The following is a 16,418-nucleotide window of genomic DNA, read 5'->3' as shown; positions in this document are numbered from 1 at the left end:
TCAGCGGCCGAGCATCGGCAGCTTCAGGCCGGCTTCGCGGGCCGTCTGCTGCGCGAGTTCGTAGCCGGCATCCGCATGGCGCATCACGCCCGTCGCCGGGTCGTTCAGCAGCACGCGGCCGAGACGCTCGTGCGCTTCGGCGGTACCGTCGGCGACGATCACGACGCCCGAGTGCTGCGAGAAGCCCATGCCGACGCCGCCGCCATGATGCAGCGACACCCACGATGCGCCGCCTGCGGTGTTCAGCAGTGCGTTCAGCAGCGGCCAGTCGCTAACTGCGTCCGAACCGTCCTTCATCGATTCCGTCTCGCGGTTCGGGCTCGCGACCGAGCCGGTGTCGAGGTGGTCGCGGCCGATCACGATCGGGGCCTTCAGTTCGCCGTTCTTGACCATCTCGTTGAACGCCTGGCCGAGGCGATAGCGATCCTTCACGCCGACCCAGCAAATACGCGCCGGCAGGCCCTGGAACGCGATGCGTTCACGTGCCATGTCGAGCCAGTTGTGCAGGTGCGGATCGTCGGGGATCAGCTCCTTCACCTTCTGGTCGGTCTTGTAGATGTCTTCCGGATCGCCCGACAGCGCGACCCAGCGGAACGGGCCCTTGCCTTCGCAGAACAGCGGGCGGATGTACGCCGGCACGAAGCCCGGGAAGTCGAACGCGTTCTCGACGCCCATTTCCAGCGCCATCTGGCGGATGTTGTTGCCGTAGTCGAGCGTCGCCGCGCCGCGTTCCTGCAGATCCAGCATCGCCTGCACCTGCACGGCCATCGACTGCTTCGCGACCTTCACGATGCTCTGCGGATCGACCTTCTGCGCTTCGCGCCATTGCGCGACGGTCCAGCCTTGCGGCAGGTAGCCGTTGATCGGGTCGTGCGCGCTCGTCTGGTCGGTCACGCAATCCGGCGTGATGCCGCGCTTGACGAGTTCCGGGAACACGTCGGCCGCGTTGCCGAGCAGGCCGATCGACACCGGCTTGCCGGTGCGCTTCGCTTCCTCGATCATGCCGAGCGCTTCGTCGAGCGTCGTCGCCTTCTTGTCGACGTAGCGCGTCTTCAGGCGGAAGTCGATGCGCGTCTCGTCGCATTCGACTGCGATCATCGAGAAGCCGGCCATTGTTGCCGCGAGCGGCTGCGCGCCACCCATGCCGCCCAGGCCGCCCGTCAGGATCCAGCAGCCCGACGGATCCCCGTTGAAGTGCTGGTTCGCGACCGAGAAGAACGTTTCATAGGTACCCTGAACGATGCCCTGGCTGCCGATGTAGATCCAGCTGCCGGCCGTCATCTGGCCGTACATCATCAGGCCCTTGCGGTCGAGCTCGTGGAAGTGATCCCAGTTCGCCCAGTGCGGCACGAGGTTCGAGTTCGCGAGCAGCACGCGCGGCGCATCCTTGTGCGTGCGGAACACACCGACCGGCTTACCCGACTGGATCAGCAGCGTCTCGTTCTCTTCGAGATCCTTCAGCGATGCGAGGATCTGGTCGTAGCATTCCCAGTTGCGTGCCGCGCGGCCGATGCCGCCGTACACGACGAGCGCATGCGGATGCTCGGCGACTTCCGGGTCGAGGTTGTTCTGGATCATCCGGTAGGCCGCTTCGGCCAGCCAGGTCTTGCAGACTTTCTCGTTGCCGCGCGGCGCGCGGATCGTGCGCGTCGGATCGAGACGGGGATCGATGTGTTTCGGATGGTTCATGACGACTGCTCCCGAAGGAAAATGACTATCAAATAGGAATCAGAAATGCCCGGTGAAGCGGTATCGGCTGCCGGGATGCCACAGATTCGCCACCGAGGCGACGACGCCCTGCGACCAGGTGCGTCGATGTAAAACCAGACACGGCTCGACGTCGTCCATCCGCAGCTGCTCGCGCCGTTCCGGCGCCGGGGCCGCCGCTTCGATCCGGTACTCGACGCGCTGCAGCGGAGCCGCGCGCATCAGGTACAGGTTCGGCGTCGTGTTCGTGAAATCCTGCTCGGCGTAATCCGGCGCGACCGCCGGATTCACCCATCGTTCTTCGAGCTGCACGGGCTCGTCATTCTCGAAGTGCAGCACCTGCGAATGAAACAGCTTCGTGCGTACGGCCACCTGCATCTCGTCGGCGAGCGCCTCGTCGGCGCGGATCGTGTCGAGGCCGAGCACGCTGGCGTGATACGCATGCCCGCGTGCACCGACTTCCTCCGAGATGCTGCGAATCGCCACCAGCGTCGACTCGTACTTCGGCCGCGCGACGTAGGTGCCCGCGCCCTTCATGCGCGTGAGCACCTGCTCGGCCGTCAACTCGCGCAGCGCGCGGTTGACGGTCATGCGCGCCACCTTGAATTCGCGCGCCAGCTCGTTCTCGGACGGCACCTGGTCGCCCTCCTCCCACTCGCCTGCGTGGATGCGGCCCAGGATGAAGTCCTTGATCTCCTGGTAGACCGGCGCGCTCATGGGCTTACTGTTCCGATGCGAACGAGAACGGCGCAACCTTCGCGAACGCGCGCTCGCCGACCAGCTTCGCGATCACGGCGATGTCCGGCGCGAAGTAGTGGTCGAGCTCGTAGTGCGCGACCTTGCCGCGGATCGTTTCCATCACGGGCGCCAGCTTCGGGCTCGTGTGGTACGGCGCGCGCAGGTCGACGCCTTGCGCGGCGGCCAGCAGTTCGATCGCGAGGATGTGCTTCGTGTTGTCCGCGATGTCGGCGAGCTTGCGCGCGGCGAACGTCGCCATCGACACGTGGTCTTCCTGGTTCGCGGAGGTCGGCAGCGAGTCGACCGATGCCGGGTGCGCGAGCGTCTTGTTTTCCGATGCGAGTGCGGCAGCCGTCACGTGCGCGATCATGAAGCCCGAGTTCACGCCGCCGTCCCGCACGAGGAACGGGGGCAGGCCCGACAGCGTCGCGTCGATCAGCAGTGCGATGCGGCGTTCGGCCAGTGCACCGATTTCCGACGCGGCGAGCGCGAGGTTGTCGGCCGCGAACGCGACAGGCTCGGCGTGGAAGTTGCCGCCCGACAGCACTTCGCCGGTATCCGGGAAGATCAGCGGGTTGTCCGACACGGCGTTCGCTTCGACCAGCAGCACGTCGGCTGCATGGCGCATCTGGTCCAGACACGCGCCCATCACCTGCGGCTGGCAGCGCAGGCTGTACGGATCCTGCACCTTGTCGCAATCGCGGTGCGACTGGTTGATCGGCGAACCTTCGAGCAGGTCGCGATACGACGCAGCCGCGTCGATCTGGCCTTGATGGCCGCGCAGTTCATGAATGCGTGCGTCGAACGGCTTCACCGAGCCGGCTGCCGCGTCGACCGACAGCGCACCCGCGACGAGCGCGGTGCGGTACAGGTCTTCGATCGAGAACATGTTGTCGAGCGCCAGCGCGGTCGATGCCTGCGTGCCGTTCAGCAGCGCGAGGCCTTCCTTCGCCTGCAGCGTCATCGGCGCGAGGCCCGCGACGCGCAGACCGTCGATCGCGCTTGCACGCTCGCCGCGGATGAACACTTCGCCGACGCCCAGCAGCACGGCCGACATGTGCGCGAGCGGCGCGAGGTCGCCCGATGCGCCGACCGAGCCCTTCACCGGGATCAGCGGCAGGACATCCGCGTTGTACAGCTTGATCAGCGCGTCCATTACTTCACGACGGATGCCCGAGTGGCCGCGGCCGAGGCTCGACAGCTTCAGCGCCATCAGCAGACGCACCGACGAGCGTGCCATCGGCTCGCCCACGCCGACCGCGTGCGACAGCACGAGGTTCTTCTGCAGCAGTTCGAGCTGGTCGCGCGGGATGTGCGTGCTGGCCAGGCGGCCGAAGCCGGTGTTGATGCCGTAGGCCGGCTCGCCCTTCGCGGCGATGTCGGCGACAGCCTTCGCGCCGGCGTCGATCTTCGCGAAGCTGGCCGGGTCGAGCGCGAGCTGCACGGATTCACGTGCGATCTGGCGCAGTTGCGGGAGGGTCAGGTGGCCGGGGGTCAACGTAATCATGTGAGCAATCCTGTCTAGACAAGTTCGGAATGGATTGAAGTGTAGCCACGCCAACTTGTCTAGACAACCCGTATTTCACCGATTTCGACTTGGGAGTTTCCCTGATGCCCGGGACGGCCCGCCGGATCGGCCCATGTGATCCGGCGCTTAATGTTTGTTGTATTTATTTTATTTTTGGCAACATTCAGATCGCATCAGCGTGAAGGATTGCGGCGAAGGACATCTCACGCTCGAATCGGGCCGCACGGCCGCGTACATGATGGACGACGTGCTGCTCGCGAGCGTGCGCCAGCGCGCCGCGAAGCCGGCCGACGGGCAGATCGTCGGCACGCCGCAATCGTCGGAAGCCTGCGGGTTCATGAAGCGCAAGGACGATCCGCAGTTCAAGGCGCTCGTCGACGGCGTGCTCGCGCAGTCGATGAAGCGCGGCGAGATCGACGCGCTCTACGACACGTGGTTCATGAAGCCGGTGCCGCCGAAGGGGCTGTCGTTCGACTTCGCGATGAGCAACGCGATCAACGCGCGCTATGCGGCGCCGAACGACGCGCCGCTCGCATGAGCGCCGCGCGCTGATCCCGGCTCACGCACGCGTCCACGCGACGCACGCCGCGTAGCCGGGGGCAGCGTCGAGCCACGCCGCATCGAACGCCGCGACACCGGCGGCGGGCGCGGCCGGCTCGACGACCGTCGTCGCGGGAGTCGCGCCATCGCGCGGCGGCACGACCGCGAACGCGCTCAGCCCGCCGACGATGCCCGTGCCGAGCGCCTTGAGCAGCGCCTCCTTCGCACACCAGACGCGCATGAATTCGCCGGCGCGCGCGGCAAGCGGCAGGCAGTCGAGATAGGCGGCCTCGGCGGGCGCGCAGACTTCGCGCGTCAGCGCACGCCAGTCGGCCACGCGATTGCAGCATTCGATATCGACGCCGACGCGGCCCGCGGGTGCCCACGCAAGCAGCGCATGGTCGCCCGCATGCGACACGTTGAAGTCGAGCGATGTGCGATGCATGCCGTCGAGCGACGGCCGCCCCGATGCGTCGACGACGATCGCCACCGCCTGCGGCGCGATGCCGAGGGCCGAACCGAGCACGTCGCGCAGCGCGGCACGCGTCGCGGCGCTGCGCACCGCATCCTCATGCCGCATGAAACGCGCGGCCCGCGCGCGCTCGCCATCGCTGAGTGCCGCATACGCGGGCGACGCGAGCGGCACACGCCAGTCGAAATCGACACGCGCGATCCGCACGCCGGCGCGGCACGCGGCGGGCGGCGCGTCGAGACTCTGCATGCGCCAGGCGCGAGGGGGTTCGGACGGGGAAGCGGAATCGGACGGGACGAGCATCGACGGGCGGCGGCCTGTGGAATGAAACGTTCGATGTTAATCGATCGAGCGGTGCGGCGAGCCGTTGCGGCCCGCCGGCGTCAGCGCCGGCACCGTGCGCCGCGCTGGCACTTGTGCTCCCGGCCTGCGCCTGCGTTGCGCGGCCGTCACCCGTTCGCGACGACGCCCGGCACACCGCTGCCCGCTCCCCGCCCGCGCGATGCCGGGTGAAGTGCATGCACTTTGCCCGGCGCATCGGCCGGCAGCACACCGTGTTGCAGCCAGGACAGCGCAAGCGGCCACAGCGTGTCGGTGAAGCGGCTGTGGAAAAACGCGAAATGGCCGATCGCATCGACGCCGATGTCGGCCGGCGCGATCCGCAGATGCGCGACGTCGCTGCCCGTGTAGTAGCCGACCAGCCGCTCGATCGCCTCGACCGTGCCGAACCCGTCGTCGTCGAGGCCGATCGCGAGCATCGGCGCCGACAGCCCCGCGAAGCGGGCGGGCAACGCGGCGCGGCTCGCGGCGGGTTCGGCGAGCAGGCCGCTCGTATAGCCCTCCTCGAAGCGCGCCTGCGAGCGCACCCACGACAACGCGACGCCACGCGGCGTGTCCTCCATCCAGCCGAGCCGTTTCGCGGGCACGTAGCCGAACACGGCCGCGAGCACCGGCATCGCGACGTGCCACTTCCACCACATGCGCCGCCGTTCGGCCGGCAGGTAATCGCGCCAGTACGCATACTGCGCGCCGACCGTCACCGCATGCCGCACGTGGACGTTCGATGCCGCGAGCCCGAGCACGAACCCGCCGATGCTGTGCGCGACGACGTCGATCGGCTGGCCCGGAAACGTGTCGCGTGCGTATTGCAGCGCGGCTTCGCAATCGAGCCGCCCCCAGTCGAGCCAGTTCGCGCGCAACTTCGCGAGCTGCGCCGGGCGCGACCCGCCGATGCCGCGATAGTCGTAGACGAGCACGTCGCGCCCCTGCGCGAACAGCCAGGCCGCGAAACGAAAGTAGTAGTCGCAACGTACCGACGTCGCGCAATTGATGACCGTCACGGGCCGCGCGACACTGCCGCCGCGATGGCGCCAGACATGCCCGCGCAATTCGTAGCCGTCGGCTGCGCGCAGCGTCACGGGCTCGGGTGGCAATGCGTCTGCCGCGCGGGTGCCCTGCGTCATTCCGTTGCCTTCGTTCGAAATCGTCATCTTGTCTCCTGTCGACCGAAGTTAGCGCTTCAGCGCTTACTTCGGTCCCATGGCGTGGTTGGTTGGAGTTGGCGCTTCAGCGCTTACTCCAACCCCACGGCGGTCGATCCGAGTTGGCGCTTTAGCGCTTACTTCGGTCCCGTGGCGTGGTTGGTTGGAGTCAGCGCTTCAGCGCTTACTCGGCCCCCATACTTCGCGGGCGATCCCGGTAGGCGCCTAAGCATCTACTCGTACCCGAGCTTCACGGCCGGCATTGGCGTCAACTCACGAGCACCTGCCCCACCCCTCACCGCCCGCACCAGCCCCCATTGAACTTGACGCGCCCCGCGTTCTCAACCAATCTTGCTGCTCCGTTCGCATGAGTCACGCGCATGTCAACGCCACTCGTCCGTCTCCCGTCGCTCGACCTCGTCCGCGGTTTCGTCGCCGTCGGCCGCCGCATGAGCATCACGCTCGCCGCGCAGGACCTGTGCGTCACGCAATCGGCGGTCAGCCGCCAGGTACACGCGCTCGAAGCGCATCTCGGTGTCGCGCTGCTGCAGCGCGGCTACCGGAAGATCGCGTTCACGCCGGAAGGCGAGCGGCTGTTTCGCGTCGCGGATGCGGCACTGCACAGCCTGCAGGACACCGTCGCGTCGCTCGCCGCCGCGCGCGAGCGCCAGCCCGTCACGATCACCGCGAGCATCGGCGTCACCGCGCTGTGGTTGCTGCCGCGGCTCGGGCGGCTGCAGACGCGCCTGCCGGAGATCGACCTGCGCGTCGCCGCGAACGACAAGGTACTCGATTTGCGCGCCGAAGGCATCGACCTCGGGATCCGCTACTGTCCGCGCGACCGTGCGCCGGCCGGCGCGCTGCGCCTGTTCGACGAGATCGTCGTGCCGGTCGCCCATCCTGCGCTCGCCGCGCGGCCCGTCACGAACGCGGCCGCGATCGCCGACCACGTGCTGCTCGAATTCGACGGGCCGCCGCAGCCGCAATTGCAGTGGCGCGCGCACCTGCACGCGGCCGGGCTCGGCGACGCGCGCCCGAAAGGCGTGCTGCGCTTCAACCAGTACGACCAGGTGATCCAGGCCGCGATCGCGGGCCAGGGCGTCGCGCTCGGGCGCCTCGCGCTCGTCGCACCGATGCTCGCGGACGGCCGGCTCGCGGTGCTCGGGCCGCACACACAGGCGCTGTCGGATGCATACGGGTACTGGCTGTTCCAGCACGATCCGGCCCCGCGCCGCGAAGTCGCCGACGTCCGCGACTGGATGCTCGCCGAAGCGGCCGAATGCGATACCGCGATGCGCGCGCACAACACGGCATCGACGTAAACGCGGCCTGTGCAAACAAGCCTGACCGCTGCCGAGCGCCCCCGTCCCACCCCACGCGCCCTTCGTCGCATTCCCCGCACGCATGCCAACCTGACCGAATGATCGCTTGAGCGACAACGGGCCCGATCGTCTAATCGGATCGAGCGCGGCCGCTTTGCCGCGCGCCATCATCCGGAGACACGCATGACCCCGATCGAGCAGGAAGTCCGCCGCCGCTGGCTGCCCGTACTGGCCGGCGGCCTGATCATGGGTGCCGCGCTCGGCATCCGCCACGTGCAGGGCCTGTTTCTCGCGCCGGTATCGCTCGACCACGGCTGGTCGCGCGAAGCGTTCGGGCTCGCACTGGCGCTGCAGAACCTGATCTGGGGCGTCGCGCAGCCGTTCACGGGCATGGTCGCCGATCGCTTCGGCTCACTGCGCGTGATCGTCGCCGGAATGCTGCTGTATGCGGCCGGGCTCGTCACGATGGCGCATGCGGCGACGACCGGCATGTTCACGGTCGGCGCCGGGCTCGTGATCGGTATCGCGTTGTCGGGCTCGGCGTTCGCGTCGATCTATGGCGCGCTGAGCCGCCTGTTTCCGCCCGACCGGCGCGGCTGGGCGCTCGGCGTCGCTGGCGCGATCGGCGGGCTCGGCCAGTTCTGCATGGTGCCCGTCGCCCAGACGCTGATCGGCGGCATCGGCTGGCGGCATGCGTTCATCGCGCTGGCGCTCGTCGCGGTGCTGCTCGCGCCGCTCGCCGTGCTGTTGCGCGACCGGCCCGCGCAGGCCGCCGGCGCCGCCGGCCCCGACCAGTCGATCGGCGAAGCCGTGCGCGAGGCGTTCGCGCATCGCGGCTTCTGGCTGCTGAACGCGGGCTTCTTCGCGTGCGGCTTCCAGCTCGCATTCATCGCGACGCATCTTCCCGCCTACCTGCTCGACCATGGGCTGCCGGCGCGCCACGCAAGCGTCGCGCTCGCACTGATCGCGCTGACCAATGTGGCCGGCACCTACGCGTGCGGTCATCTCGGCGGGCTGCTGCGGCGCAAGTACGTGCTGTCGGTGCTGTATCTCGTGCGCGCGCTCACGATGGCCGCGTTCGTTGCCGCACCGCTGTCGCCCGCGAGCGTCTACGTGTTCGCGGCCGTGATGGGGTTCACGTGGCTCGGCACCGTGCCGCTGACCAACGGCGTGATCTCGCAGGTGTTCGGCGTGCGCTACATCGCGACGCTGTTCGGCTTCGTGTTCTTCGGGCACCAGCTCGGCAGCTTCTTCGGCGTCTGGCTCGGTGCGCTCGTGTACGACGCGACACATTCGTATATGCCGCTGTGGATCGGCTCGATCGCGCTCGGCGTACTCGCGGCGTTGCTGCACCTGCCGATCAACGATGCGCGCGTCGCGCGTCCGGCATCGGGCAACACGGCATGGGCATGATCCGCGCGGCGCTCGCCGCCGGCACGCTCGCGTTCGTCGCGTGGTGCGGCGCGGCCTATTTCGGTTCAGGCGTCGCGTACGCATTGCTCGAACACGTCGCGTTCTGCAATTGATGCGGCAACCCGGCGCGTGCGGTCAGCGGCGCTTCGGCAATCCAGCCAGCGCATCGAGCGCGCGGGCACGCGCGGCCGAATGCTCGACCAGCGGCGCCGGATAGTCGACGCCGAGCCGCACACCGGCCGCGTCGCGCTCCAGCGGCGACGCTTCCCACGGCGCATGGATCGATGCGGTGTCGAGGCCCGCAAGCTCGGGCACCCAGCGCCGCACGTACGCACCGTCCGGATCAAACTTCTGCCCCTGCGCGACCGGATTGAAGATGCGGAAATACGGCGCGGCGTCGGCGCCGCAGCCGGCCACCCACTGCCAGCTCGCCGCGTTGTTCGCCGGATCGGCGTCGACCAGCGTGTCCCAGAACCACGCTTCTCCGGCACGCCAGTCGATCAGCAGGTGCTTGATCAGGAACGACGCGACGACCATCCGCACCCGGTTGTGCATCCAGCCGGTCGTCCACAGTTCGCGCAGGCCCGCATCGACGAGCGGATAGCCGGTCAGCCCGCGCTGCCATGCGCGCAGCGCGGCGGGATCGTCGCGCCACGGCATCGCGTCGAACTGCGCGCGGAAGTTGTCGGTTGCCAACGCCGGAAAGTGATACAGCAGCGCGTAGCTGAATTCGCGCCAGCCGAGTTCGCTCAGGAATTTGTCCGCGCCCGCTGCACACACCGCGCCACCTGCGTTCGCGGCACCCTGCGTCGCATGCCACACCTGTCGCGGCGACACGTTGCCGAAGCGCAGGAACGGCGACAGCCGGCTCGTCGCGGGCTGGTCGGGGCGATCGCGCGCATCCGCATAATCGGCGAGCGATGTCGTCAGGAATGCGTCGAGCTGCGCGTGCGCGCCGGCTTCGTCGGGCACGGGCCATGCGTCGCGCAGGCCGCCGGCCCAATCCGGCGCGTGCGGCCGCAACGCGAGCGCGTCGAGCGCCAGCGCCCGGTCACTCACCGCTTTCGGCCATGGATGAAACCCGATCCGTTCGGGTTCCGGCAGCGGCGCGGCGACCGTGCGATCGCGTCGCGCCGCGCGCCAGTACGCGGTGAACACCTGGTACGGCGCGCCGCTGCCCGTCAGCACCTCCCACGGCTCGTTCAGCAGGCTGCCGTTGCTGCTCTCGACCGTGACGCCGCGCGCCTTGAGCGACGCCTTCAGCGCCGCATCGGCATCGCGCTGAGGTTGCGCATAGCGGCGGTTCCAGTACACGGCCGCCGCACCCGTGTCGTGCACGACGCGCTCGATCTCGCGCTGCGCGTCGCCGCGCAACAGCAGCAGGCGTCCGCCATGACGCGCAAGCGCCGCGTCGAGCCCGGCCAGCGATCCGTGCAGCCACCAGCGCGCCGCACCGCCGAGCGCTCGCCCGGCGCCGTCGCCCGTGTCGTCGACGAACACGCACACGAGCGGCCGGCCCGATGCCACCGCGCGCGTCAGCGCGGGCTGGTCGGTCACGCGCAGATCGTCGCGGAACCACACGATCGCGGGAGCAACGGACGGCTTGGCGGGCACGGGCACCTCGATAACGAAAGCGGAAAGAGACACGCATTGTCGCGGCTGTGCGGCGTGGTGTCGACGTTCGACGCGCCGGCGGGCCAATGCCGCCGACGGTCACGGCAGTCGCGCCACCCGGCTGCCCCCGGTGAAACGCCTTAGTCCATTCCGACGATTCTTCGCCGCGTGCGCCGGCCTACGCTCGATGTCGGGTGCGCCGCGCTGCGCGGCACGTGCCGGCCGCGAACGACTCCGCACGTCCCGATCCGCACCCGTCACGCGCGCCGACCGATGCCGGCGCGCATCCTTCCGACCGCCGCGACGCTGCCCGTCACCCGGGTACGCACGGCTTCATCCGATACGCCGCCATGACCCAACCCTCGAATCTCGTCACCTCGATCACCGTCGACATCGACGCACCGGCCTCCGTCGTCTGGGAAGTGCTGACCGACTTCCCGCGCTACGGCGAATGGAACACGTTTTGCGTCGGCTTCGAAACGACCGGCAAGCTCGGCGATTTCGTGCACATGCAGGTGCGCATTCCCGGCACGGAGACCGTGATTCCCGTCAACGAGATCCTCGTCGCGTACGAACCCGAGCGCCTGCTGTCGTGGGAGCAGCGCCCGACCGACGACAACAAGGACGCTGCGCGCCGCGACCAGTACATCGATGTGATCGACGCGGAGCGCTGCCGCTATTTCACGACCGACCAGTTCCTCGGCATCAACGCGGACACGATCATGCAGAACCACGGCGCGTGGGTGAAACAGGGCTTCGACCAGTGCGCACGCGACGTGAAGCAACGGGCCGAAGCGCTCCATGCGACACGCCGGCGCAACGGCGCCTGACGGGGAGCCATCGATGCCCGATCTGCAAACGCTGTCCGACCATCACGATATCCGCGAGCTGATCGTCGCGTATTCGAGCGCGATCGACGCACGCGACTTCGACGCGCTCGATGCAGTGTTCACACCCGATGCGGCGATCGACTATCGCGCGATGGGCGGCATCGCCGGCCGCTATCCGGAGGTCAAGGCGTGGCTGCGCGCCGTGCTGCCGCAGTTTCCGCAGTACCAGCACCTGGTCGGCAACCTGTCGATCCGGCTCGACGGCGATACCGCGCGCGGCCGTACGATCTGCTTCAATCCGATGGAGGTCGTGCTGCCCGACGGCGGCACGCAGGTGATGTTTCTCGGGCTGTGGTACGTCGACCGGTTCGTGCGCACCGCGCAGGGCTGGCGCATCGCCGAGCGCGTCGAGGAGCGCTGCTACGGTCACAACGTGCCGGCGGTGCTCGCGGGCGCGACCGGTTGATCCGGCCACGATGCGCACGCCGAGCGATGGCTGCACGGCGTGCGCATCATCGCAGCCCGCTGCGTCAATCGAGCCGGAACGCCGCCTCGAATCGCTCGGCGAACGCGTCGAACTCGGTTTCCGGCAGATGGTTGATGCCGCCCGCGCGCTTGCGTCCGCCGCCGGTCGGAAAGCCGCGACAGAACTCGTCGGCGCCGAGCGGCCGGCCGTCGGGCACGCGCACGCTGACGACAAGGCCACCGTCCGCGCGCGGCGACAGCACCGCGAGCGCCGCATGCGGCGCGTTGCGCATCCGCTCGTTCGCGAGCATGCCCGTCGCGCGCCGCGCCCATGGATGATCAGGCATCCGGACCAGTGCCGCACCCGGCACCTCGCGCAGCGGCGCGAGCGCGCACGCACGCGCCATGTCGTCGCGGTAGCCGTCGCGCAGCGCGGCGAACACGGCCGTCTCGCGCACGAAATCGAGCGGATCGACGCACGGCAGCATCGCGTCCGCGAGCGCCGCCGGGTCGAAATGCAGATCGCCGACACACTCTCCGTACGCGTTGTAATTCAGGTAGAGCCCGAGTTCGGCGAGCGTGCCCCGCTCGGCTTCGTCGATCCCGTGTGCACGCGCGAGCGCGTCGCCGAGCGCCGGCAACTCGTCGCCGAATGCCGCGACGATTGCCCAGCGCACGTGCCGGCCGCCGAGATGACGGTTCACGATCGCGCTCGTGCAGACGTCGGCCGCCGTGTCGATATGCGCGGCGAAGCGCGGACCGTCGGGCAGTTCGCCCGCGAAGTGGTGGTCGAAATAGCGGACCGTCGCGCCGTCGCGCAGCAGCCGCGCGCACGCATCGCGATTCTGGTCGTGCGACACGTCGAGCACGGTGACGAGATCGCCCGCACGCACGTCGATCCGCTCGAGCAGCTTGATGTCGCGCTTCACACCGGTCACGAGCGTGCCGCGCACGCGCTCCGCGAGCCGCAGTTGCTGAAGCGCGCACAGCCCGTCCGCATCGCCGTTGAACGCAAAGAAATGTTGTACTTCGTGGTTGTCCTGCATGATGCTTTGCTCCATCGTCAGGGCATGAAATCGCCGCCGTTCGCGTCGAGCGTCGCGCCCGTCACCGCGTTCGCGTAGTCCGACGCGAGGAACAGCGCCGCGCGCGCGCAATCGTCGTCGGTCGGCAGCTTCGCGAGCGCGATGTTCGACGCGATCGGCGCGATGATCTGCGCCTCCGTCATCCCGTACTCGGCGGCCGCCTGCCGGAAATACGTCTGCGTCGGCACGCCCCACATCCACCCCATGTGGATACTGTTCGCGCGTATGCCGTGCACGCCGAGTTCGCGCGCCAGATATTTTGCCGCAACCGCGAGCGCCCCCTTCGATACAGCGTAGCCGCCTTCCCCTGCAAAAGGCTTGCGGGTCGCCTGCGTGTTGATCATCACGATCGCGCCGCGCTGCTGCCGCTTCATGTGCGGCACGACTTCCTGCGTGAGCGCCATCGTGCCGAACACGTTGGTGTCGAACACCGTGCGCCAGCCGTCGAGGTCGGCTTCCTCCACCGGTTCCGGAAACGTGCCGTGCACGAATGCGCTGTTCACGAGCGCGTCGATCCGGCCGAAGCGCTCGACGGCCTGCGTCGCGAGCTGCCGGCATTGCGCGCGGTCGGTGATGTCGGTCTTCACCTTCAGCACGTCGCAATCGACGCCGAGTTCATGGATCCGCATTTCGGCGTCGTCGAGCTTTTCCATCGTGCGCGCCGCGACGACCACACCGCGCGCACCCTCGCGCGCGGCCTCGACGGCGAGCTTCACGCCAAGCCCCGGGCCGATCCCGGAAATCACGACGATCTTGTCCTTCAGCAACATGGCTTGTCTCCTGGTTGTCGTTGGTCTCGCGAGCCCGGCCGTCAGCCAGCCGCCCGCAGATGCCGCGCGCGATACGCGGCGAAGTCGCGCGCAAGTTGCGCATCGGTGAAGCCGAAGCGCGCGATCGAATAGTCGTGCGCGGCACGCTTGTCGCGGCCGTTGCGCGCCATCCAGTCCGTCATCGCCGCATGCTGCCGCGTATCGAGCGACATGCCGGCAAAGGCATACACGGCCTCGGCAACGCCAAGCGGATTCGACACCGTGTCCTCGAATCGCACGTCGAGGAACCGGTCGGCCGGCAGCGCGTCGCGCGCCGTCATCGCCGCGCCGATCGCGCGTGCCATCCCCGCATTCCACTGCGCGCCGACGGCGAGTGGATCGGGATCGTCCGCATACATCTGCCACAGCGTGTGCGCCATGCTCGCCATCGACGGAATCGTCTGCGCCGGATCGCGGTGCGTCAGCACGACCTGCGCGCGCGGAAACACGCGGCACAGCACGTCGAGCGCATGCAGGTGCTGCGGCGTCTTCAGCAGCCAGCGCGCGGCCGGCGCGACGCCGCGCTGTGCCTTCTGCCACTGCAGGAACTGCAGCATCCGTTTCAGGTACGTATAGACCGGCGTGAGATCCTGTTGCGCGAGCCAGGCCGTATAGCGCGGCACGTTCGCGTATGAATCCATCGCGCACACGAACGCGTGCTCCATCAGCATGAACTCTTCGTCCGCGAGCATCGCATCGAGCGGATGGATCGTCAGGATCTGTGGAATGCAGTCGATCATCGTCGCGACCTCGGCCTGCGCGCGCGCGATGCGCACCGTCGGCTCGGCAAGCGTCTCGCCCGCGAGCGGTGCCGGGTAGCGGGTTTCCCACCACGCGGCTGAATGAAACCGCGGGTCGACGGCCAGCAGGCGCTGCAGCAGCGTCGTGCCGGTGCGTGGCAGGCCGACGATCACGAGCGGATCGTCGATCGCAATGTCCGCGATCTCCGGATGACGCTGGAAGTAGTCCTCGACGACGAGCCGGTTCACGAGCTGGCCGACGAGCTTCTCGCGCATCATCTCCGCACCGCGTGCGGACAGGTTCGCTTCGTCGATCAGCGACGCGCACATCACGTCGAGCGCTTCGCGATACGGCCCGTCACCGAACGCAGTGAGCCCGCCCGTGCGCGATACGGCTTCGGCGATCAACCCGTCGGCTGCGAGCAGCGTGCGGGTCCGGTCAAGCGGCGCGTTCATGCGGCCTCCTTCAGCGTCGCGAGCTTCACCACACGCGTGCGTGGATGCACCGGCTGCACGGCGCCCACCCAGCGCCAGCAGATCGTGCCGGTGCGATGCCCGGCCGTATCGAGCCAGTTCGCGTCGCCCGGCCGCGCGGCCGCGACGATCACCGTTACGCCGCCGTCTGCATTCAGCCGTGCGCTGTGCTTGTTCACGCAGATATCGAAGTGCCGGTAATCGAGCGACTCCATCCAGTAGTTGTTGAGCTGCACGTTCCAGAAATCGCAATCGGGCACCGTGTCGACGTCGATCACGAGTGCTTCGTCGTCGGCCAGCGACCAGCACGAGTGGTAGTAGTAGATGTTCGGATCGCCGCCGACCGACTGGCACAGCGCCTGGTCGGCGGGTGGCAGCGCATTCACGTGCGACCGGTAGCTCGCGGCCCAGTCCGCGAACAGCTTCGACGTCTGCTCGACGAACTGCGCGGCGCGCGTGAGGCCGCCCTGCAGCACGAGCGGGTCGAGCGGCGCCGGGCGATCGTCGGCACCGATGCGCTCGATCTTCAACTGCGCCGGCGTTTCCGCGCGACGGTCGAGGAAAGTCTGGCGCACCAGTAACGCGTTGGTGCCGGGCTCCATGCGCACCCAGTTGCCCGCGTGCGGCGTCTCACTCAATACGATCTCGAAGCTGCCGTCCGGCGCGATCTCGAGCTGCTTCGCGTCGAGAAAGCCCGTCTGCAGCATCTTGCCGTCGGTCTCGTAGCCGCCCTTCTGCGTGCCGAAGCTCAGGTAAGCCACCGTGCCGCGCCGCCCCGTCACGCGGTATTCGCAACGGCCGTCGAGGCGCGCGTACTGGTACAGGTTGTCGGGATTGTCGGCGCCGATCTTCGCGGTCTCGTGCGACGGCGAGAAAAAACCCGGCCACGCACCGTCCGCAAACTCGACGTGCATTTCAAGCGCGATGCGCATCAGCCGGCTCAGGTAGCGGAAGCCTTCCGCGCGTGTCAGCGGATCGTCCGGCGCTTCGGCGCGCAGGATCTGTTGTCCGCTGCGTTTCAGGGTGTCGCAGAAATCGGCCCAGGTCTGGCCCGAAAGCAATTGCGTAGCACGTGTGTCGTCCGTCATGTGTCGTCTCCGCCGATGGTCGAGCGCTCACCTTAAGCGCCGCCGCCGCGCGCCACTTCGTCCGGGTGGACTAAGGAAAGATCCGCTCCACCGCCGTGCCGCGGTTTAGTCC

Annotated in this window: 15 protein-coding genes and 1 pseudogene; 6 read left to right on the top strand and 10 right to left on the bottom strand. The window is 68.3% G+C overall.

Annotated features, from left to right (window positions below; translation table 11 throughout):
- The 3 genes from hutU to hutH are packed head-to-tail and all read right to left on the bottom strand — an operon-like array spanning window position 1 to window position 3,952.
- Window positions 1-1,689 (bottom strand): urocanate hydratase, encoded by a 1,689-nt coding sequence (gene hutU, locus LGN19_RS32610; protein ID WP_226219383.1) that lies wholly within the window; start codon window positions 1,687-1,689, stop codon window positions 1-3.
- A 39-nt stretch (window positions 1,690-1,728) separates the two neighbouring features.
- A complete protein-coding gene (gene hutC / locus LGN19_RS32605; protein ID WP_011352609.1) occupies window positions 1,729-2,424 on the bottom strand; it encodes a histidine utilization repressor in 696 nt (231 codons plus the stop codon).
- Window positions 2,425-2,428: 4 nt separating this feature from the next.
- Window positions 2,429-3,952 carry a histidine ammonia-lyase gene (gene hutH / locus LGN19_RS32600; protein WP_226219381.1) on the bottom strand — a complete coding sequence of 508 codons (1,524 nt, stop codon included), beginning with the start codon at window positions 3,950-3,952 and terminating at the stop codon, window positions 2,429-2,431.
- 193 nt (window positions 3,953-4,145) lie between these two features.
- Between hutH and LGN19_RS32595 the strand changes: the two are divergent.
- Window positions 4,146-4,511 (top strand): annotated as a pseudogene (locus LGN19_RS32595) (amino acid ABC transporter substrate-binding protein); the annotation flags it as partial.
- Between the two features lie 21 nt (window positions 4,512-4,532).
- Here the strand turns inward: LGN19_RS32595 and LGN19_RS32590 are convergent.
- The gene (locus LGN19_RS32590) at window positions 4,533-5,288 is read right to left on the bottom strand and encodes a 4'-phosphopantetheinyl transferase family protein (RefSeq protein ID WP_226219379.1); all 756 of its coding nucleotides are present in this window, start codon (window positions 5,286-5,288) and stop codon (window positions 4,533-4,535) included.
- Between the two features lie 146 nt (window positions 5,289-5,434).
- Window positions 5,435-6,475: an alpha/beta fold hydrolase gene (locus LGN19_RS32585; protein ID WP_226219377.1), complete on the bottom strand. Its 1,041-nt coding sequence runs from the start codon at window positions 6,473-6,475 to the stop codon at window positions 5,435-5,437.
- Window positions 6,476-6,846: 371 nt separating this feature from the next.
- Between LGN19_RS32585 and LGN19_RS32580 the strand changes: the two genes are divergently transcribed.
- From LGN19_RS32580 to LGN19_RS39680, 3 genes are all read left to right on the top strand, one after another.
- The gene (locus LGN19_RS32580) at window positions 6,847-7,788 is read left to right on the top strand and encodes a LysR substrate-binding domain-containing protein (protein ID WP_226219375.1); all 942 of its coding nucleotides are present in this window, start codon (window positions 6,847-6,849) and stop codon (window positions 7,786-7,788) included.
- A gap of 183 nt (window positions 7,789-7,971) precedes the next feature.
- Complete coding sequence (locus LGN19_RS32575) at window positions 7,972-9,201, top strand: MFS transporter (RefSeq protein WP_226219374.1); 1,230 nt, start codon at window positions 7,972-7,974, stop codon at window positions 9,199-9,201.
- Entirely contained in the window at window positions 9,192-9,314 is a 123-nt protein-coding gene (locus LGN19_RS39680; protein WP_260431426.1) for a hypothetical protein, read from the top strand. Before LGN19_RS32575 ends, LGN19_RS39680 begins: the two co-directional genes overlap by 10 nt.
- 22 nt (window positions 9,315-9,336) lie before the next feature.
- Here LGN19_RS39680 and LGN19_RS32570 read toward each other — a convergent pair whose 3' ends face one another.
- Window positions 9,337-10,815, bottom strand: coding sequence for a cryptochrome/photolyase family protein (locus LGN19_RS32570; protein WP_226219443.1), 1,479 nt, complete (start codon window positions 10,813-10,815; stop codon window positions 9,337-9,339).
- 350 nt (window positions 10,816-11,165) lie between these two features.
- Between LGN19_RS32570 and LGN19_RS32565 the strand changes: the two genes are divergently transcribed.
- Both LGN19_RS32565 and LGN19_RS32560 read left to right on the top strand, forming a co-directional pair.
- Window positions 11,166-11,645 (top strand): SRPBCC domain-containing protein, encoded by a 480-nt coding sequence (locus LGN19_RS32565; RefSeq protein WP_226219372.1) that lies wholly within the window; start codon window positions 11,166-11,168, stop codon window positions 11,643-11,645.
- 13 nt (window positions 11,646-11,658) lie between these two features.
- Window positions 11,659-12,111 (top strand): nuclear transport factor 2 family protein, encoded by a 453-nt coding sequence (locus LGN19_RS32560; protein ID WP_226219371.1) that lies wholly within the window; start codon window positions 11,659-11,661, stop codon window positions 12,109-12,111.
- Between the two features lie 64 nt (window positions 12,112-12,175).
- On the opposite strand, the gene LGN19_RS32555 is transcribed toward LGN19_RS32560, so the two are convergent.
- The 4 genes from LGN19_RS32555 to LGN19_RS32540 are packed head-to-tail and all read right to left on the bottom strand — an operon-like array spanning window position 12,176 to window position 16,306.
- Window positions 12,176-13,156, bottom strand: a complete 981-nt coding sequence (locus tag LGN19_RS32555) for an acetyltransferase (RefSeq protein WP_226219369.1) — start codon at window positions 13,154-13,156, stop codon at window positions 12,176-12,178.
- Window positions 13,157-13,173: 17 nt separating this feature from the next.
- A complete protein-coding gene (locus tag LGN19_RS32550; protein WP_226219367.1) occupies window positions 13,174-13,965 on the bottom strand; it encodes an SDR family oxidoreductase in 792 nt (263 codons plus the stop codon).
- A 41-nt stretch (window positions 13,966-14,006) separates the two neighbouring features.
- Entirely contained in the window at window positions 14,007-15,200 is a 1,194-nt protein-coding gene (locus LGN19_RS32545) for a sulfotransferase family protein (RefSeq protein ID WP_226219366.1), read from the bottom strand.
- Entirely contained in the window at window positions 15,197-16,306 is a 1,110-nt protein-coding gene (locus LGN19_RS32540) for a DUF1214 domain-containing protein (protein ID WP_226219364.1), read from the bottom strand. Before LGN19_RS32540 ends, LGN19_RS32545 begins: the two co-directional genes overlap by 4 nt.
- Between the last annotated feature and the right edge of the window lie 112 nt (window positions 16,307-16,418).

This window comes from Burkholderia sp. AU30198 (assembly GCF_020419825.1).
In the GTDB taxonomy this organism is placed as follows: Bacteria; Pseudomonadota; Gammaproteobacteria; order Burkholderiales; family Burkholderiaceae; genus Burkholderia.
Note: the sequence above shows the minus strand (reverse complement) of the source record. Positions and strands in the feature narration are given on the sequence as shown.

Excerpts from the sequence above, each read along its gene's own strand:
- LGN19_RS32580 (WP_226219375.1), top strand. The coding sequence starts at position 6,847 with ATGTCAACGCCACTCGTCCGTCTCCCGTCGCTCGACCTCGTCCGCGGT.
- LGN19_RS32540 (WP_226219364.1), bottom strand. The coding sequence starts at position 16,306 with ATGACGGACGACACACGTGCTACGCAATTGCTTTCGGGCCAGACCTGG.
- LGN19_RS32545 (WP_226219366.1), bottom strand. The coding sequence starts at position 15,200 with ATGAACGCGCCGCTTGACCGGACCCGCACGCTGCTCGCAGCCGACGGG.
- LGN19_RS32575 (WP_226219374.1), top strand. The coding sequence starts at position 7,972 with ATGACCCCGATCGAGCAGGAAGTCCGCCGCCGCTGGCTGCCCGTACTG.
- hutH (WP_226219381.1), bottom strand. The coding sequence starts at position 3,952 with ATGATTACGTTGACCCCCGGCCACCTGACCCTCCCGCAACTGCGCCAG.
- LGN19_RS32590 (WP_226219379.1), bottom strand. The coding sequence starts at position 5,288 with ATGCTCGTCCCGTCCGATTCCGCTTCCCCGTCCGAACCCCCTCGCGCC.
- LGN19_RS32585 (WP_226219377.1), bottom strand. The coding sequence starts at position 6,475 with ATGACGATTTCGAACGAAGGCAACGGAATGACGCAGGGCACCCGCGCG.
- LGN19_RS39680 (WP_260431426.1), top strand. The coding sequence starts at position 9,192 with ATGGGCATGATCCGCGCGGCGCTCGCCGCCGGCACGCTCGCGTTCGTC.
- hutC (WP_011352609.1), bottom strand. The coding sequence starts at position 2,424 with ATGAGCGCGCCGGTCTACCAGGAGATCAAGGACTTCATCCTGGGCCGC.
- hutU (WP_226219383.1), bottom strand. The coding sequence starts at position 1,689 with ATGAACCATCCGAAACACATCGATCCCCGTCTCGATCCGACGCGCACG.
- LGN19_RS32565 (WP_226219372.1), top strand. The coding sequence starts at position 11,166 with ATGACCCAACCCTCGAATCTCGTCACCTCGATCACCGTCGACATCGAC.
- LGN19_RS32555 (WP_226219369.1), bottom strand. The coding sequence starts at position 13,156 with ATGCAGGACAACCACGAAGTACAACATTTCTTTGCGTTCAACGGCGAT.
- LGN19_RS32560 (WP_226219371.1), top strand. The coding sequence starts at position 11,659 with ATGCCCGATCTGCAAACGCTGTCCGACCATCACGATATCCGCGAGCTG.
- LGN19_RS32550 (WP_226219367.1), bottom strand. The coding sequence starts at position 13,965 with ATGTTGCTGAAGGACAAGATCGTCGTGATTTCCGGGATCGGCCCGGGG.